This is a genomic window from Pseudomonas sp. Sample_10 (genome assembly GCF_004321495.1).
Classification (GTDB): Bacteria; Pseudomonadota; Gammaproteobacteria; order Pseudomonadales; family Pseudomonadaceae; genus Aquipseudomonas.
The window spans coordinates 19459-35470 of sequence record NZ_RCOE01000205.1 but is presented as its reverse complement, the minus strand read 5'-3'; the positions used below and the strand labels follow the sequence as shown (position 1 = coordinate 35470).

14 protein-coding genes are annotated in these 16012 nt (G+C 60.2%); 2 read left to right on the top strand and 12 right to left on the bottom strand.

Going from position 1 to position 16012, the window contains the following annotated elements:
• Positions 1-50: 50 nt before the first annotated feature.
• The 8 genes from hutH to hutC all read right to left on the bottom strand — a co-directional run bounded on the left by hutH (position 51) and on the right by hutC (position 9657).
• Positions 51-1574 (bottom strand): histidine ammonia-lyase, encoded by a 1524-nt coding sequence (gene hutH / locus D8U18_RS19845; protein WP_056852230.1) that lies wholly within the window; start codon positions 1572-1574, stop codon positions 51-53.
• Between the two features lie 168 nt (positions 1575-1742).
• Positions 1743-2573 (bottom strand): glycine betaine/L-proline ABC transporter ATP-binding protein, encoded by an 831-nt coding sequence (locus tag D8U18_RS19840; protein ID WP_056852229.1) that lies wholly within the window; start codon positions 2571-2573, stop codon positions 1743-1745.
• Positions 2570-3421, bottom strand: a complete 852-nt coding sequence (locus tag D8U18_RS19835) for a proline/glycine betaine ABC transporter permease (protein WP_008058061.1) — start codon at positions 3419-3421, stop codon at positions 2570-2572. Before D8U18_RS19835 ends, D8U18_RS19840 begins: the two co-directional genes overlap by 4 nt.
• 70 nt (positions 3422-3491) lie before the next feature.
• Entirely contained in the window at positions 3492-4460 is a 969-nt protein-coding gene (locus D8U18_RS19830; RefSeq protein ID WP_131108218.1) for an ABC transporter substrate-binding protein, read from the bottom strand.
• A 69-nt stretch (positions 4461-4529) separates the two neighbouring features.
• The gene (locus D8U18_RS19825) at positions 4530-6002 is read right to left on the bottom strand and encodes a cytosine permease (RefSeq protein WP_056852227.1); all 1473 of its coding nucleotides are present in this window, start codon (positions 6000-6002) and stop codon (positions 4530-4532) included.
• A gap of 132 nt (positions 6003-6134) precedes the next feature.
• Positions 6135-7802 carry a urocanate hydratase gene (gene hutU, locus D8U18_RS19820; protein WP_056852226.1) on the bottom strand — a complete coding sequence of 556 codons (1668 nt, stop codon included), beginning with the start codon at positions 7800-7802 and terminating at the stop codon, positions 6135-6137.
• A gap of 578 nt (positions 7803-8380) precedes the next feature.
• Positions 8381-8950, bottom strand: a complete 570-nt coding sequence (locus D8U18_RS19815) for a HutD family protein (protein WP_130903882.1) — start codon at positions 8948-8950, stop codon at positions 8381-8383.
• Entirely contained in the window at positions 8947-9657 is a 711-nt protein-coding gene (gene hutC / locus D8U18_RS19810; RefSeq protein WP_162135916.1) for a histidine utilization repressor, read from the bottom strand. Before hutC ends, D8U18_RS19815 begins: the two co-directional genes overlap by 4 nt.
• A gap of 146 nt (positions 9658-9803) precedes the next feature.
• Between hutC and D8U18_RS19805 the strand changes: the two genes are divergently transcribed.
• On the top strand, positions 9804-11168 hold the full coding sequence (locus D8U18_RS19805; RefSeq protein WP_056852224.1) for a formimidoylglutamate deiminase: 1365 nt from the start codon (positions 9804-9806) through the stop codon (positions 11166-11168).
• A 53-nt stretch (positions 11169-11221) separates the two neighbouring features.
• Here the strand turns inward: D8U18_RS19805 and D8U18_RS19800 are convergent, their stop codons facing one another.
• Together D8U18_RS19800 and D8U18_RS19795 are read right to left on the bottom strand one after the other, a co-directional pair.
• A complete protein-coding gene (locus D8U18_RS19800) occupies positions 11222-11791 on the bottom strand; it encodes a lipocalin family protein (RefSeq protein ID WP_056852223.1) in 570 nt (189 codons plus the stop codon).
• A gap of 31 nt (positions 11792-11822) precedes the next feature.
• Complete coding sequence (locus tag D8U18_RS19795) at positions 11823-12077, bottom strand: hypothetical protein (RefSeq protein WP_130903880.1); 255 nt, start codon at positions 12075-12077, stop codon at positions 11823-11825.
• A 279-nt stretch (positions 12078-12356) separates the two neighbouring features.
• Here D8U18_RS19795 and D8U18_RS19790 point away from each other — a divergent pair, with 279 nt between their 5' ends.
• Positions 12357-14249 carry a methyl-accepting chemotaxis protein gene (locus D8U18_RS19790; protein ID WP_206663169.1) on the top strand — a complete coding sequence of 631 codons (1893 nt, stop codon included), beginning with the start codon at positions 12357-12359 and terminating at the stop codon, positions 14247-14249.
• A 133-nt stretch (positions 14250-14382) separates the two neighbouring features.
• Here D8U18_RS19790 and D8U18_RS19785 read toward each other — a convergent pair whose 3' ends face one another.
• Both D8U18_RS19785 and D8U18_RS19780 read right to left on the bottom strand, forming a co-directional pair.
• Positions 14383-14985 (bottom strand): DUF924 family protein, encoded by a 603-nt coding sequence (locus D8U18_RS19785; protein ID WP_056852221.1) that lies wholly within the window; start codon positions 14983-14985, stop codon positions 14383-14385.
• A gap of 3 nt (positions 14986-14988) precedes the next feature.
• Entirely contained in the window at positions 14989-15999 is a 1011-nt protein-coding gene (locus tag D8U18_RS19780; protein ID WP_015093094.1) for a class 1 fructose-bisphosphatase, read from the bottom strand.
• Positions 16000-16012: the final 13 nt, after the last annotated feature.

The window sequence follows — 16012 nt, the reverse complement described above, 5'->3', positions numbered from 1 at the left end:
TTCCCACCTTTTGGGGGGCTGGCGCCTTGGCACGCTGGCTTATGTTGAAATCAGTTGAGGTTCGGTAAAGCCTTGTGCAACAAATTCGGTTCTTTCAGTACAGCAGCAGCGGCGGCAATGTCCGGCGCCAGCCAACGATCCTGATCGTAGGCTGGCACACGTTCACGCAGCAGACGCCAGGCGGCATCGGTACCAGCGCCGAAGCGTTGTTCCTTGAGGAATTCGAATGCCTGGGCCGCCAACAGGTACTCGATGGCGAGGATCTGCGTGCAGTTTTCCAGCGCGCGATGCAGTTTCAGCGCGGCGTTGGTGCCCAGGCTCAGGTGATCTTCCTGCAGGCCCGAGGTCACGTAGTTGTCCAGCACCGCGGGTTGCGCCAGTTGGCGGTTTTCCGCACACAGCGAAGCGGCGACGTATTGCACGATCATCATTCCGGAGTTCACCCCCGGATTGGCCACCAGAAACGCCGGCAGACCACTGACGTGCGGGTTGATCAAACGATCCAGGCGACGCTCGGCGATGGAGCCGATTTCCGCCATGGCGATGGCCAGCAGATCCGCCGCCAGTGCCACGGACTGGCCGTGCGGGTTGGCTTGGGACATGACGCGGAAGTTGTCCGGCGTACCCAACAGCAGCGGGTTATCGGTGCAGCCGTTGAGTTCGATTTCAATCTGTTTGATCGCATGCTCGAGTTGATCGCGAGCGGCGCCATGCACTTGGGGAATCGAGCGGATGCTCAAGGCATCCTGGGTGCGAATGCCTTTGCTCTGGGCGATCACTTCACTGCCATCGAGCAGCGCGCGCAGGTTGATGCCGACCTGTTGCATACCCGGGTGCGGCTTGAGCGCAATGATCTCGGCATCGAATGCGGCGATCTGGCCACGCTGGGCTTCGAAGCTCATGGCACTGATTACGTCGGCCCACTGCAACAGACGCGTGGCGTCGGCAATTGCCAGGCTGCTGAGGCCGGTCATGCACGGGGTGCCGTTGACCAGGCACAGACCGTCCTTGGCACCGAGCTGGACCGGTTGCAGGCCTTCTTGCGCCAGCGCCTGCTGCGCCGGCACGATTTGCCCGCGATAGCTGACGTTGCCGACGCCCAGCAGCGCAATGCCGATGTGCGCCATGTGGGTCAGGTAGCCAACCGAGCCCTGAGAGGGCACTTGTGGGGTGATACCGCGATTGAGCAGCGCCAGCAGCGCTTCGACGACCCGGCGGTGAATGCCGGATTTTCCCTGGCTGTAATTGCGGATGGCAGCGCAGATGATTGCGCGCGTCTGCTCGTCGGCCAGCGGTGCACCAACGCCACAGGCATGGCTGAGCAAGGTGTTGCGCGAGAGTTGGCTGAGTTGTTCGTCTTTGAGCGAGACGTTGCACAAGGCGCCCAGGCCGGTGTTCACGCCGTAGGCGCGCTCGCCGCTGGCGACGATGCGCTGGACGATCGCCTGGGCGTTTTCGATGCGGTCCCACACCTGCGCCGACAGCTCGAGCTGTGCGCCATGGCGGGCTACGGCAACCACATCCTGCCAACGCAACGGCGCGTCGGCGATAACGATTTTTTCAGCCTGGGACATCTTCAACCTCGTGCTTACAACCTGAATATTGATGCAACTTCACCGGCCTCATCGCTGGCAAGCCAGCTCCCACAGGGACGGGACATATTGCCCCTATTGTGTTCACACACCAGAACACTGTGGGAGCTGGCTTGCCAGCGATGGGGCCGGTACAGACACCGCCAGTTTTTAGACCACCGCAGCCCGCCGCTGCACGAACCGGTCGACATATTCATCCGCCGGCGAATGCAGGATCTCTTTCGGCGTGCCGACCTGGATCAGGCGGCCGTCCTTGAGGATCGCGATGCGATTGCCGATGCGTACGGCCTCGTCGAGGTCGTGGGTGATGAAGACGATGGTCTTGTGCAGGGTCTTTTGCAGCTCCAGCAACTGGTCCTGCATCTCGGCGCGGATCAGCGGATCGAGAGCACTGAAGGCTTCGTCCATCAGGATGATGTCGGTGTCGGCCGCCAATGCACGGGCCAGGCCCACGCGCTGACGCATGCCACCCGAGAGCTGATGCGGGTATTTGTTTTCGTAGCCCTTGAGGCCCACGGTGTTGATCCAGTGCAGCGCGCGTTCGTTGCACAGGGCTTTGCTTTCGCCACGGACTTTCAGGCCGTAGGCAACGTTGTCCAGCACGCTCTTGTGCGGCAACAGGCCGAAGCTCTGGAACACCATGCTGATCTTGCGCCGGCGAAATTCGCGCAGGGCTTCCATGTCGTATTGCAGGATGTCCACACCGTCCACCAGGATCGCACCGCTGGTCGGGTCGATCAGGCGATTGAAGTGGCGTACCAGCGTCGACTTGCCGGAGCCCGACAAGCCCATGATCACGAAAATCTCGCCGCTGCCGATGCTCAAGGACAGATCGTTGACCCCGACCACGCAGCCGGTTTCGGCCAGCACCTGTTCTTTGGTCTTGCCCTGGCCGACCATGGCCAGCGCGTCTTTGGAACGGTTGCCGAAAATCTTGAAGACGTTTTTGACTTCGATCTTGCTCACGGTTGCGTTGTTCATTTGCTCACCTCATGCCGTGCGCGACCGTACGCCTGTGTAATGCGGTCGATCACCACAGCCAGAATCACGATCGCCAGACCGGCTTCAAGGCCACGTCCGACGTTGAGGGTCTGAATCCCCACCAGCACGTCTTCACCCAAACCACGGGCACCGATCATCGAGGCGATCACCACCATCGACAGGGCCATCATGGTTGTCTGGTTGATACCCGCCATGATGCTCGGCAGGGCCAGCGGCAGTTGCACGCCGAACAGTTGCTGCCAGCGGTTGGCGCCGAAGGCATTGATCGCTTCCATCACTTCGCCGTCGACCTGGCGAATGCCCAGGTCAGTCAGGCGGATCAGCGGCGGCGCGGCGTAGATCACCGTGGCGAAAATCGCCGGGACCTTGCCCAGACCGAACAGCATCAATACCGGGATCAAGTACACGAAGCTCGGCATCGTCTGCATGATGTCCAGCAGCGGCATCAGTACCGAACGCAGGCGATTGCTGCGCGCCGACAGGATGCCCAGCGGAATGCCGATCAGCACCGATATGACCGTCGCCACCATCATCAGCGCCAGGGTCTGCATCAGTTTGTCCCAGAGGCCGACCGCGCCCACCAGGAACAGCAGGCCGACAATGACGGCAGTGGTCACGACTTTACGGGTCGCATGCCAGGCAACGCCCGCGACGATCGCCAGCATCAGCCACCATGGCGCGGCACGCAGCAGGCCTTCGAGATTGACGATGGCCCACAGCAGCGTATCGGAGATGCTGCGGAACACGTCGCCGTAGTTGGTCACCAGCGAATCGACCCAACCGTTGACCCAGTCGGCGATGGAAAAGGTAAAGCTTTCGGGAAACATAAGAGACTCTCAATCAAGGGGTTGCGATCAAGCGTCCGACTGCCGTTGCCGACAGCCGGAGAAACTCGACCTACAAGGCCGCGTCGATCTTTTTGGCTGCGTCTTCGCTCACCCATGCGTGCCAGACTTCAGGATGTTCCTTCAGGAAGATCTTCGCCAGTTTTGGCGACTCGATGCGTTCCTTGCTCATGCGCCCCAGGTTCTGGTTCAGCAGGTCGATCGGCAGGTTGACCTTTTCCAGCACGGCCACCAATTCCGGGGCTTCGTCGTGGAAGGTCTTGGACAGGCCGACCTTGATGGTCACGGTCTTGTCCACGCCTGGTTTTTCTTCCAGTTTGACTACGTCGACCTGGCCCATCAGCGGAGTTGGCGACCAGTAGTAGAACAGGATCGGCTCGCCACGCTTGTAGCTCGACAGCACGGCGGCATCCAGCGCCGGGCCGGTGCCTGGGCGGAAGTTGGTGTAGGTGCTTTCCAGGCCGTAGCTTTTCAGCATTTCGCTGTTGTCGAGTTCACAGGTCCAGCCGGCCGGGCAGTTGTAGAAACGGCCCTTGGATGGTTCTTCGGCGTCCTTGAACACGGCGGAATATTTGCCCAGATCGGCAATGGTTTTCAGGTCAGGTGCTTTAGGTTCCAGCTTGCGCTTGGCGTCGCCTTCGATCACGTAGCGCGGCACGTACCAGCCTTCGACCGCACCGACCACCGGCGCGCCGACACCGACGACCTTGCCGGCCTTCTCGGCCTTGTTCCAGACCTCGCTACGGCCGACCCACTCTTCGGCGAACACCTGGATGTCGTTACTGCTCAGGGCGTTTTCCATGGTGATGGAGTTGCCCGGCAGGCTGTCGGTCTTGCAGTCGTAGCCTTTCTCCAGCACGACTTGCATCACGTCGGTCAGGAGCATGGCGCTTTCCCAGTTCAGGCCGGCGAATTTCACCGGTTTGCCCGACTCGCACCAACCCGCCGCCTGAGTGGCGCCAGCGCTGGCCAGCAGGCCCATGGAAAGCAATGCGGTCAGCAGGGTCTTGTTCGATTTCATTGTTGTGACGCTCCTAATCATGAATGGGCTTACGGCAGTCAAGAGGCATCCAGCCCTGTCCACGTCCAGTCAGGCCTGCGCCGCAGCGCGACCGGCCCCGATTGTTTTGGTTTGTACAACGCTGTCCTGCTCGACCGGCAGAATCAGGTGATCGGGTACGCTGCCATGCCACTTTTTCGCACACACGTAATACACGGCTGCGGGCAGCACCAGACCGATGATCCAGGAAATATCCACATCACCCAGAGCAGCCACCAGTGGGCCGGTGTAGAACTTGGTGGCGATGAACGGCAGCTGCACCAGCACACCGAAAACATAGACGCTGATACCGAGGGCGTTCCAACGGCCGTAGCGCCCGTTCGGATCGGCCAGCGCCGGCACGTCGTAGCGCTCGCGGGTGATGCAGTAGTAGTCCACCAGATTGATCGCGCTCCATGGCGTGAAGAACGCCAGCAGGAACAGGATGAAGGACTTGAACGCACCGAGGAACGAGTGCTGGCCGAGCAACGCCATCAGGGTCGCGGCACCGACGATGGCCAGTACGAAGACCAGACGCTGCAGGCGCGTGACCTTCAGTTCGCCACGGAAACCGCTGATGATGGTCGCGATGCACATGAAGCTGCCGTAGGAGTTCAGTGTGGAAATGGTGACCTTGCCGAACGCGATGCTGAAGTACAGCAGCGCAGCGGTGGCACCGGTACCGCCCAGCCCCACGATGTAGGCCACTTCGTGACCGGCGAATTGGCCGTTGGCCGAAGCCGCGGCAAATACGCCGAGAACCATTGCCACCTGGGCACCAATGACCGAACCCGCACCGGCGGCAAAAAAGGTTTTCACCGAGGAAACCTTGCTTGGCAGGTAGCGCGAATAGTCAGCCACGTAGGGGCCGAAGGCGATTTGCCAGGACGCCGCGAGCGACACCGCGAGCAAGAAGCTGCTCCAGCTGAAGTGGCGGATTTGCAACAGGGCGCCAACGTCAACCTGGCTCACCAGACGGCTGAACAGATAAACAAAGGCAATCACGCCAATGACACTGGCGACGCGACCGATCCAATGGATCACCCGATAACCGAGCACCGTGACCAGCACGATGACACTGGCGAAAAGGAGGATACCGACGGTGTCGCTGACCCCAAACAACTGGCCCAGCGCCTGGCCGGATAACACGGTTCCCGTTGCGGTGAACCCCAGGTACATCAGGCACACCAGCACGATCGGGATGGCCGCACCGTAGACCCCGAACTGTACCCGGCTCGAGATCATCTGCGGCAAGCCAAGCTTCGGACCTTGCGCGGCATGCAGCGCCATCACGCCGCCACCGAGCACTTGACCGATCAACAGCCCGATCAACGACCAGAACACGTCACCGCCCAGCACCACGGCCAAGGCTCCGGTAACAATCGCGGTGATTTGCAGGTTGGCCCCCATCCACAGGGTGAACTGGCTGAACAGACGACCGTGTCTTTCCGCTTCCGGGATGTAGTCGATCGAACGTTTCTCGATCAACGGTTTGCTGCCTGCACGTTCGCTGTTAACAGCCATGGTTCAACCTCTGTGGATTGTTATTGGAATTCATTCGGTCCCTGTAGGAGCTGAGCTTGCTCGCGATGGCGGTGTATCTGATGCACCACGTTATCGTTCATCGCGAGCAAGCGTTGCTCCTACGGGCAAGCGTTACTTGCCGGTAATCATCGGCAGGTTCAGCCCTTGTTCCTTGGCGCAATCGATGGCGATCTGGTAACCGGCATCGGCGTGACGCATGACGCCAGTGGCCGGGTCGTTGTGCAGCACGCGTGCGATACGCTCGGCCGCTTCATCAGTACCGTCGCAGACAATCACCATGCCCGAATGCTGGGAGAAGCCCATGCCGACGCCGCCGCCGTGGTGCAGCGAAACCCAGGTCGCGCCGCTCGCGGTGTTGAGCAAGGCGTTGAGCAGCGGCCAGTCGGACACGGCGTCGGAGCCGTCCTGCATCGATTCGGTTTCGCGGTTCGGGCTGGCGACCGAACCGGAGTCCAGGTGGTCGCGACCGATCACGATCGGTGCCGACAGCTCGCCGCTGCGCACCATTTCGTTGAACGCCAGACCGAGCTTGGCGCGCAGGCCCAGGCCAACCCAGCAGATACGCGCTGGGAGCCCCTGGAAGCTGATGCGCTCGCGGGCCATGTCCAGCCAGTTGTGCAGGTGAGCGTCGTCCGGGATCAGCTCTTTTACTTTGGCGTCGGTCTTGTAGATGTCTTCAGCGTTGCCCGACAGCGCAGCCCAGCGGAACGGGCCGATGCCGCGGCAGAACAGCGGACGGATGTAGGCCGGTACGAAGCCCGGGAAGTCGAATGCGTTTTCCACGCCTTCTTCCTGAGCCATCTGACGGATGTTGTTGCCATAGTCGAAGGTCGGCACGCCCATTTTCTGGAAGTCCAGCATCGCCTTGACGTGTACGGCCATCGATTGCTTGGCGGCTTTGATTACAGCGGCAGGCTCGGTCTTGGCGCGCTCGCGGTATTGATCCCAGGTCCAGCCGGCCGGCAGGTAGCCGTTGAGCGGGTCGTGGGCGCTGGTCTGGTCGGTGACCATGTCCGGACGCACGCCACGCTTGACCAGTTCCGGCAGGATTTCCGCCGCGTTGCCCAGCAGCGCGATGGAGATTGCCTTGCCTTCGGCGGTGTACTTGGCGATACGGGCCAGTGCGTCGTCGAGGTCAGTGGCTTGCTCGTCGACATAACGGCTTTTCAGGCGGAAATCGATGCTGACCTGCTGGCATTCGATGTTCAGCGAGCAAGCACCGGCCAGGGTTGCAGCCAGAGGCTGGGCGCCCCCCATGCCACCCAGGCCAGCGGTCAGTACCCACTTGCCTTTCAGATCATCGTTGTAGTGTTGGCGACCGGCTTCGACGAAGGTTTCGTATGTGCCCTGAACGATGCCCTGGCTGCCGATGTAGATCCAGCTGCCGGCGGTCATCTGGCCATACATGGCCAGGCCTTTGGCGTCGAGTTCGTTGAAGTGTTCCCAGCTCGCCCAGTGCGGCACGAGGTTGGAGTTGGCGATCAGCACGCGCGGGGCATTGGCGTGAGTCTTGAACACGCCGACCGGCTTGCCGGATTGCACCAGCAGGGTCTCGTCGTCATTCAGATTGGTCAGGCTTTCGACGATCTTGTCGTAGCATTCCCAGTTACGTGCCGCACGACCGATGCCACCGTAAACCACCAGTTCTTTCGGGTTCTCGGCGACTTCCGGGTCGAGGTTGTTCATCAGCATGCGCAGCGGCGCTTCGGTCAGCCAGCTCTTGGCGGTCAGCGTGTTACCGCGGGCAGCGCGGATTTCAACGTCACGAAATTTAGTCACGAACAGAACTCCTCAGCAATCAATCCAAAACCAACCCAGGCAGTGGGCGAGCAAGCCGATGAGCATCAGTGCACACCGGCGAATCAGTGGACGACGGTTGAGTCTCCGTGACTCATACGCATACGTCTTTACTTGTACATACAAGCATATGCAATCAAGCGGCCAACTTACTGGATGTGTGTTCAAGAAAAATCCTGAATCGGCCTGGAAAGCCTGTAGATCAAGGGGTCTGAGGAAGATGAAATTTTTCGCAGGGCTTTGTGGCAGGAGAGAGGGCTTGTTACATGAGCGTGGTTTTGCGCCACGCTGGGGCGTTAGGTAACAAGTTGGTGCGCAGTTTCGAATCAGATGATCGTTCCCACGCTCTGCGTGGTAACGCCGTCATGGACGCTCCGCGTCCGCTTCTTGCGACTGTGACGCGGAGCGTCACCGGATGCGTTCCCACGCAGAGCATGGGAACGATCAGTAACGATTCAATCGAGATCGGTCAGATGTACCCGACTAGTTGAATTGACGACTGCTACGCAGCCAAGCGGGAGCAAGCTCCCTCGCCACAGAGAGGCTCATTGGCCGGGGAATCAGCGTGTGGTCAGTTCGATCACGCAGCATGGGCCGTTGACGGAGATTTCCAGCAGGCCGGTGTTACCGTCCAGTTGCAGGCAATCATGCCGATCCAGTTGCGAAGCGCTGTTACCGACCTTCACTTCCAGTGCTTCGCTGATGCTGAACACCAACACCGTGCCCGCCTCGCTGAAAAACCGCTGCTCACCACTCAACCACTGCAACCGTGCGCCATAACGCTGCGGTGCGTAGATCAGGTTGAAATCGCGAATCGGCCCACCGAGCAATGTGCAGGAAACCTTGCTCTCTCCGCTGAAGGCAAACGGGTCCAGCGGTAACAACGACCGCGTGTGCTGACCGTCAACCGATAAGGTCATGCCGTCACCCTGCAACACGGTGATGATTCGCTCATAACCGGCGAAGGTGGAAAACCCGCCTGACTCGCCAATGTCGGCAATCGACAGGCGCCAGCCAAACCCGTCCAGACCGGTGCCGGCATCACGGGTGATTTCTTCGGTGCTGCCGCCGCCGTTTTTCCACGGCATGCGCGGGTAATCGACTGCGCGTAAAACTTTCAGACTGCTCATTTATGGAACCGACCTTCCAGACGATGACGGGAACCGGGGTGGATCAAACGGGCAGCGGTCACCGGCTGACGGCCGGACCAGGTGCGGCGACGGATCAGCAGGCACGGCTCGCCCTTTTCAATCTGCAGCAATTTGCATTCGGACGGCTCGGCCAGGATCGCCTCGACCACGTGTTCGCCTTCGGTCAGCGGCGCGACCTGATTCAGATAGGCATAAGGCGTTTGCAGGGTGAAGTCCTGCTTGAGGTAATCCGGAGCCACCAGTGCGTTGACGAAACGGTCTTCGATTTGCACCGGAATATCGTTTTCGAAATGCACGATCAGCGAGTGGAACACCTTCTGCCCTTCACGCATGTCCAGGGCCAGGGCGCGCTCGGAACCGGCAGCCTCTTCTTCAAGTGTGATGACCTTGCAGGTGTGGCGATGACCGCGAGAGGCGATTTCGTCGGCGATGTTGTGCACTTCAAACAGCGCGGACTGGCTTTTAGGTTCGGCGACGAACGTACCCACGCCTTGCATACGCACCAGCAGACCGTCGGCGGTCATCTCGCGCAAGGCGCGATTGATGGTCATGCGGCTGAAACCCAGCTGGCTGACCAGCTCGCTTTCCGACGGCACGCGATAGTGCGGCGGCCAGTTTCCACTGTCGATTTGCTGGGTGATCATTTGTTTGACGCGGGCGTACAAGGGCGCCGGACTGTCGCCCATGTTCGCGGCCAACGGAGAGACTGGAGGCGGAGTCGGCACGGTTAATCCTTGGTCGTTTAGTGAATATCGCTAGCTTGCCGGAGTTTACCGGGCAGGCAAACGTCTGTATATGTATATACAAATAACACACGATGGGGTGCTGAACCATGTCCGCCTTCTTTGCCGAACGCGCGCTGCTGCCTAGTGGATGGGCCAACAATGTACGTCTTGAGGTCAGCGCCGACGGCGTATTGACCCATATCCAGGCCAATTCCCATGCAGATGGCGCCGAACGGTTGAGCGGTCCGCTGCTGCCCGGCATGCCGAATCTGCACTCTCACGCCTTCCAGCGGGCCATGGCCGGGCTGGCGGAAGTGGCGGGTAATCCGAACGACAGTTTCTGGACCTGGCGCGACTTGATGTACCGCCTCGTCGGAAAAATCAGCCCGGAGCAACTCGGGGTCATCGCCCGTCAGCTGTACATCGAGATGCTCAAGGCCGGCTACACATCGGTGGCGGAATTTCATTACGTACACCACGACACCAGTGGCCAGCCTTATGCCGACCCTGCCGAGCTGGCCCAGCGCATCAGCCAGGCGGCCAGTTCGGCGGGAATTGGTTTGACCCTGCTGCCGGTGCTCTACAGCCATGCTGGTTTCGGCGGTCAGACACCCAATGAAGGTCAGCGCCGCTTCATCAACAGCACTGAAAACTACCTCAAGCTGCAGTCGCGATTGCAGCCCATACTGGCGCAGCAAAAGGCGCAGACACTCGGTTTGTGCTTCCACTCGCTACGTGCGGTCACGCCACAGCAGATCAGCGAAGTGCTGGCGGCCAGCGACCAGCACTGCCCGGTGCACATCCACATCGCCGAACAACAGAAGGAAGTCGACGATTGCCTGAGCTGGAGCGGTCGACGTCCGGTGCAATGGCTTTATGAGCATGTCGACGTCGATCAGCGCTGGTGCCTGGTTCACGCCACCCACGTCAATCCCGAAGAAGTCTCGTCGATGGCCAAGAGCCGGGCCATTGCCGGTCTGTGCCTGACCACCGAGGCCAACCTGGGCGACGGGATCTTCCCGGCAGTGGACTTCCTCGCCCAGGGCGGCCGCATGGGTATCGGTTCCGACAGTCATGTATCGCTGAGCGTGGTGGAGGAATTGCGTTGGCTGGAATATGGCCAACGTCTGCGCGACCAGCGGCGCAACCGCTTGTATGGCGCCAAGCAACCGATGGTCGGGCGCACGCTGTTCGATGCGGCGCTCGATGGCGGCGCGCAGGCGCTGGGTCAACCGATTGGTGCGCTGGAGGTGGGCAAGCGTGCGGATTGGCTGGTGCTGGACGGCAACGACCCGTATCTGGCAACGGCCAGTGGCGACGGGATCTTGAATCGCTGGTTGTTTGCCGGTGGCGATCGGCAGGTGCGGGATGTGCTGGTCAATGGCCAGTGGGTTGTGCGTGACGGGCGGCATGCGGGCGAAGAGGAAAGCAACCGGGCATTCACCCAAGTCCTGCGCGATTTGTTGGGTTAACCCCCCGCTGATCGTTCCCACGCTCTGCGTGGGAATGATCAGTAGCGCAGTGATCAGTTCGAGGTCTTGGCCATCTGCGTATCCGACGCTCGCCAGATCAGTCGCGTGGTGTCGTAGCCCTGCTGGCGTGCCTTGCTCAGCAGTTCTTCACGCACCACACCGTTCACGGTCGGTGTGCGTGACAGGAGCCACAAATAGCGACGGCTTGGGTCACCGACAATGGCTGTCTTGTAGTCATCGCTGACATAAAGCACCCAGTATTCGCCCTTCGCCACACCCGGAATCAGCCTCGAAAACCAGGTATCGAACTCGACCCACAACTTGTCGGTTTTACCCGGCACCTGTGGATAAGCCGTGCCCTTGACCTCTTCCCATTGCCACTGCGCCGTCAGGCAGCGGTTCAACACCGCGACGTTGCCATCGGGCAACAGCGTGTAATGGGCTTCGGATTGCGCGCAATCGCGCTGGAAATACATCGGCAGACGGGCCAACTCGTACCAGGTGCCCTGGTAACGCTTGAGGTTGACGCTGTTGGCTGTCTTGGGCGCCAACGGATCCTGGCCAGAAGTGGCACAACCGGCCAATACCAGGCCGGCAAAAAGCATCATCAATAACCGCTTCATTGTTTTTCTCCCGTGGGCACTTCGCCCCGGTTTACTTCAGGCCTTGGCCGGAAAACATCAACACTTTGTCACCGGCGAATTGCACGCTGATAAAGCTGTTCTTGTCGCCCCATGTGCAACTGGACATGCCGAGTGCGCCGGAGCAATCGGCGGGTTTGCCCAACAGGGTTTCAACTTCGGCCTTGGCCATGCCGGCCGAGAGCTTCGAGTAGTTTTCCTGATTGACTTTGCTGCACGCAACCAACAACACGCAGAACGAAAGCAGGGCGATGGATCGCAGCGACATGTGAACTCCAGAGGCGGTGGGGAATGGCATGAATGCCAAACTGAACCTTAGAAGAGAAAACCCTAATCTGGTTCCCTGAGCGACCGGCTATTTGTTGGGCCGCTCGTCTGCCTCTACCCGGCAAATCAGCCACTTTGCATGGCGATCGAGTATTTCGTCGGTTTTGCGCACATTCGCCTAATCTTTGGCGCCGCCCAGTCGACACAAATGCAACGCAAAGCCACGCCTGTGGCCATTGCCCCTCCTTTGTTGACCAGATTCCCTGCGGTAGCTCATCCAATGACCCGAAACATGAAGTTCAGCCACAAGATCTTGTTGGCTGCCGCCCTCGTGGTGGCCGTCGCATTCGCTTGTTTCATCCTGTTCAACGACTATCGCCAACGGCAGACCTTGCGCAGCAGCACCGAAGCATCGATGCAGGAACTCGGCAGCCTGACCACCAGCAACATCCAGACCTGGCTGGAAAGCCGCATGCAGTTGCTGCAATCGATGGCCCAGCAAGTCACTGCCGATGGCAATGCCCCGGCCAGCCTGAAACGCATCATCGACCTGCCCGCCTACACTGGTAATTTCCAGCTGAGCTACTTCGGTGGTGCGGACGGCGTGATGTTCTCGGTTCCGGCAGGCAACCGCGCACCTGATTACGACCCACGGGCCCGTGGCTGGTACAAGGCTGCCAACAGTGCGCAACAGACCATCGTCACCGAACCGTACATCGCCGCTTCGTCCGGCAAACTGGTGATTACCGTTGCAACGCCGGTACAGCGCCAAGGCCAGATGATCGGCGTGGCCGGCGCCGATATCGACCTGTCCAGCGTCAGTGCGATCATCAACTCGCTGAACTTCGGCGGTCACGGACATGCCTTCATCGTCGGCGCTGACGGCAAGATCCTGATCCACCCGGACAGCAAGCTGGTACTCAAGAACCTGACCGAGGCTTACCCCAACGGTGCGCCAAAGGTCAGCCCCGGCATGAAAGAGGTCGAGATCGATGGCAAGCGCCAGTTCATCTCGTTTACTCACGTCAACGGGGTGCCGTCGGCCGATTGGTACGTGGCACTGGTGCTCGACCAGGACACCGCGTTCTCGATGCTTAGCGAATTCCGCACCTCGGCCATCATTGCCATGGTGATTGCGGTGGTGATCATCATTGCATTGCTGGGCATGCTCATCAGCCTGCTGATGCAACCGCTGCTGACCATGGGCCGCGCCATGCACGACATCGCCGAGGGCGAAGGTGACTTGACCAAACGCCTGACCATTCATGGCCACGACGAATTCGGCGCGCTGGGGCTGTCGTTCAACCGCTTCGTCGAGCGCATTCACACCTCGATCATCGAAGTGTCCTCGGCCACCGGTCAGGTCAACGAAGTCGCCCTGCGCGTTGTCGCAGCTTCCAATTCGTCGATGTACAACTCCGACCAGCAAGCCTCGCGCACCAGCAGCGTGGCCGCGGCAATCAATCAGCTTGGTGCCGCTGCCCAGGAAATCGCCCAGAACGCCGCCCTCGCCTCGCAGCATTCGAGCGATGCCCGCAGCCTGGCCGAAGACGGCCAGCAAGTGGTGGATAAAACCATTGCGGCGATGCAGCAGCTCTCGGCGAAGATCAGCGATTCGTGCGGCAATATCGAGACGCTCAACAGCAATACGGTGAACATCGGACAGATTCTGGAAGTGATCACCAGCATCTCCCAGCAGACCAACCTGCTGGCGCTTAACGCGGCCATCGAAGCAGCGCGGGCCGGTGAGGCCGGGCGCGGTTTCGCAGTGGTCGCCGACGAAGTGCGCAACCTGGCCCATCGCACCCAGGATTCCGCGCAGCAAGTGCAGACCATGATCGAAGAACTGCAAGTCGGCGCCCGCGCGGCCGTGGGCATCATGACCGACAGTCAGCGCCAGAGCGAAAGCAGCGTCGGCATCGCCAACCAGGCCGGTGAGCGGCTGGGTAGCGTGACCCAGCGCATCGGCGAAATCGACGGCATGAACCAGTCCGTCGCCACGGCGACCGAAGAGCAAACGGCTGTGGTGGAATCGATCAACGTCGACATCACCGAGATCAACACGCTGAACCAGGAAGGTGTAGAGAACCTGCAGGCGACCTTGCGCGCGTGTGCCGATCTTGAGCAGCAGGCGGCACGGTTGAAGCAGTTGGTGGGGAGTTTCAGGATCTAAGGTGCCCACACCGGCCCTTTCGCTGGCAAGCCAGCTCCCACAATGTTTTGCAGCGGACACAATTTTTGTGTACGACGCAAAACCCTGTGGGAGCTGGCTTGCCAGCGATGGCGGCCTCAGCAGTAACGAAAAACTAGAATCGTGAACCCGGCTTGGAGAGAAACGCCAACTCCTCAGGCGTAGACTCCCTTCCCAACACCGCATTGCGATGCGGAAACCGCCCAAACTGCGCGATCACTTTCTGATGCTTCTGGGCGTAGTCCAGGTAATCGGCAAACAGCGCCTGGTCACTTTCCGGCTGTTGCGCCACCAACTCGATGTACCGCGAGACACCTTCGTTCTGCACCGCGAGGTTTTCGCTGTGCTCGAACACCAGATAGATGAACACCCGCTGAATCGGCGGCAATTGCCGATCAAAGTCCGCCGCAATGCCTTGGGCAACGAGTTGCTGTGCCCGGGAATCGCCGGAAAACGCTTTGGGAGAATCGCGAAAGATCATTCGCGGCAGTTGATCGAGCAACAGCACCAGGGCCAGCCAACCTTCGGGACGTTGCGTCCACTCGGTCAATCCACCGGTCAATGCCTGCTCGACCCAGTCCCCGAAACGCTCGCGCGCTTCGAGGTCCTGGCTGTCACGCTTGCCGAACCACAACTTGCCCTTCTGTGCCGCCACTTGCTTGGCTGATTCAGACGTTCCGAACCACCATTCGAGCAACGGCTGCCAGGGCGCAGTCATGATTTACTCCTTGTGGTAAGCCGTGACGCGGGCCACTTCTTCTTTCGAACCGAGGAACACCGCTACGCGCTGGTGCAGGCCTTCCGGCTGAATGTCGAGGATGCGCTGGTGACCATCGGTGGAGGCGCCGCCCGCTTGTTCCACGAGGAACGACATCGGGTTGGCTTCGTACATCAGGCGCAGCTTGCCCGGCTTCGACGGCTCGCGGCTGTCACGTGGGTACATGAACAAACCGCCACGGGTCAGGATGCGATGCACATCGGCCACCATCGCGGCGACCCAGCGCATGTTGTAGTTCTTTTTCAACGGGCCTTCATCGCCTGCCAGCAATTCGCCGACGTAACGCTGCACCGGTGCTTCCCAGTGACGCTGGTTGGAGGCGTTGATGGCAAATTCCTGGGTGGCTTCCGGAATGGTGATGTTTTCGTGAGTCAGTACGAAGCTGCCCATTTCACGGTCCAGGGTGAAGCCTTTGACGCCGTCGCCCAGGGTCAGGATCAGCATGGTCTGGGGACCGTAGATCGCGTAACCGGCGGCCACTTGCTGGGTACCTGGCTGCAGGAAGGCTTTTTCGTTCAGGGGTTCGTTCTGGCTCAGGTATTCGTTCGGGCAACGCAGTACCGAGAAGATCGTGCCGACCGGGGCGTTGATGTCGATGTTCGAAGAGCCGTCCAGCGGGTCGAATACCAGCAGGTAGGCGCCTTTCGGGTATTTGCCCGGGATCTGGTAGGCGTTATCCATTTCTTCGGACGCCATGCCGGCCAGGTGACCGCCCCATTCATTGGCCTCGAGCAGGATCTCGTTGGAGATCACGTCGAGCTTTTTCTGCACTTCGCCCTGGACGTTTTCAGTGCCCATGCTGCCCAGAACGCCGCCGAGGGCGCCTTTGGACACGGCGTGGTTGATTTCCTTGCAAGCACGCGCCACCACTTCGATCAGGAAGCGCAGATCGGCAGGAGTGTTGTTGCTACGGGTCTGCTCAATCAAATAGCGACTCAAGGTAACGCGGGACATGGAAGGCTCCGGA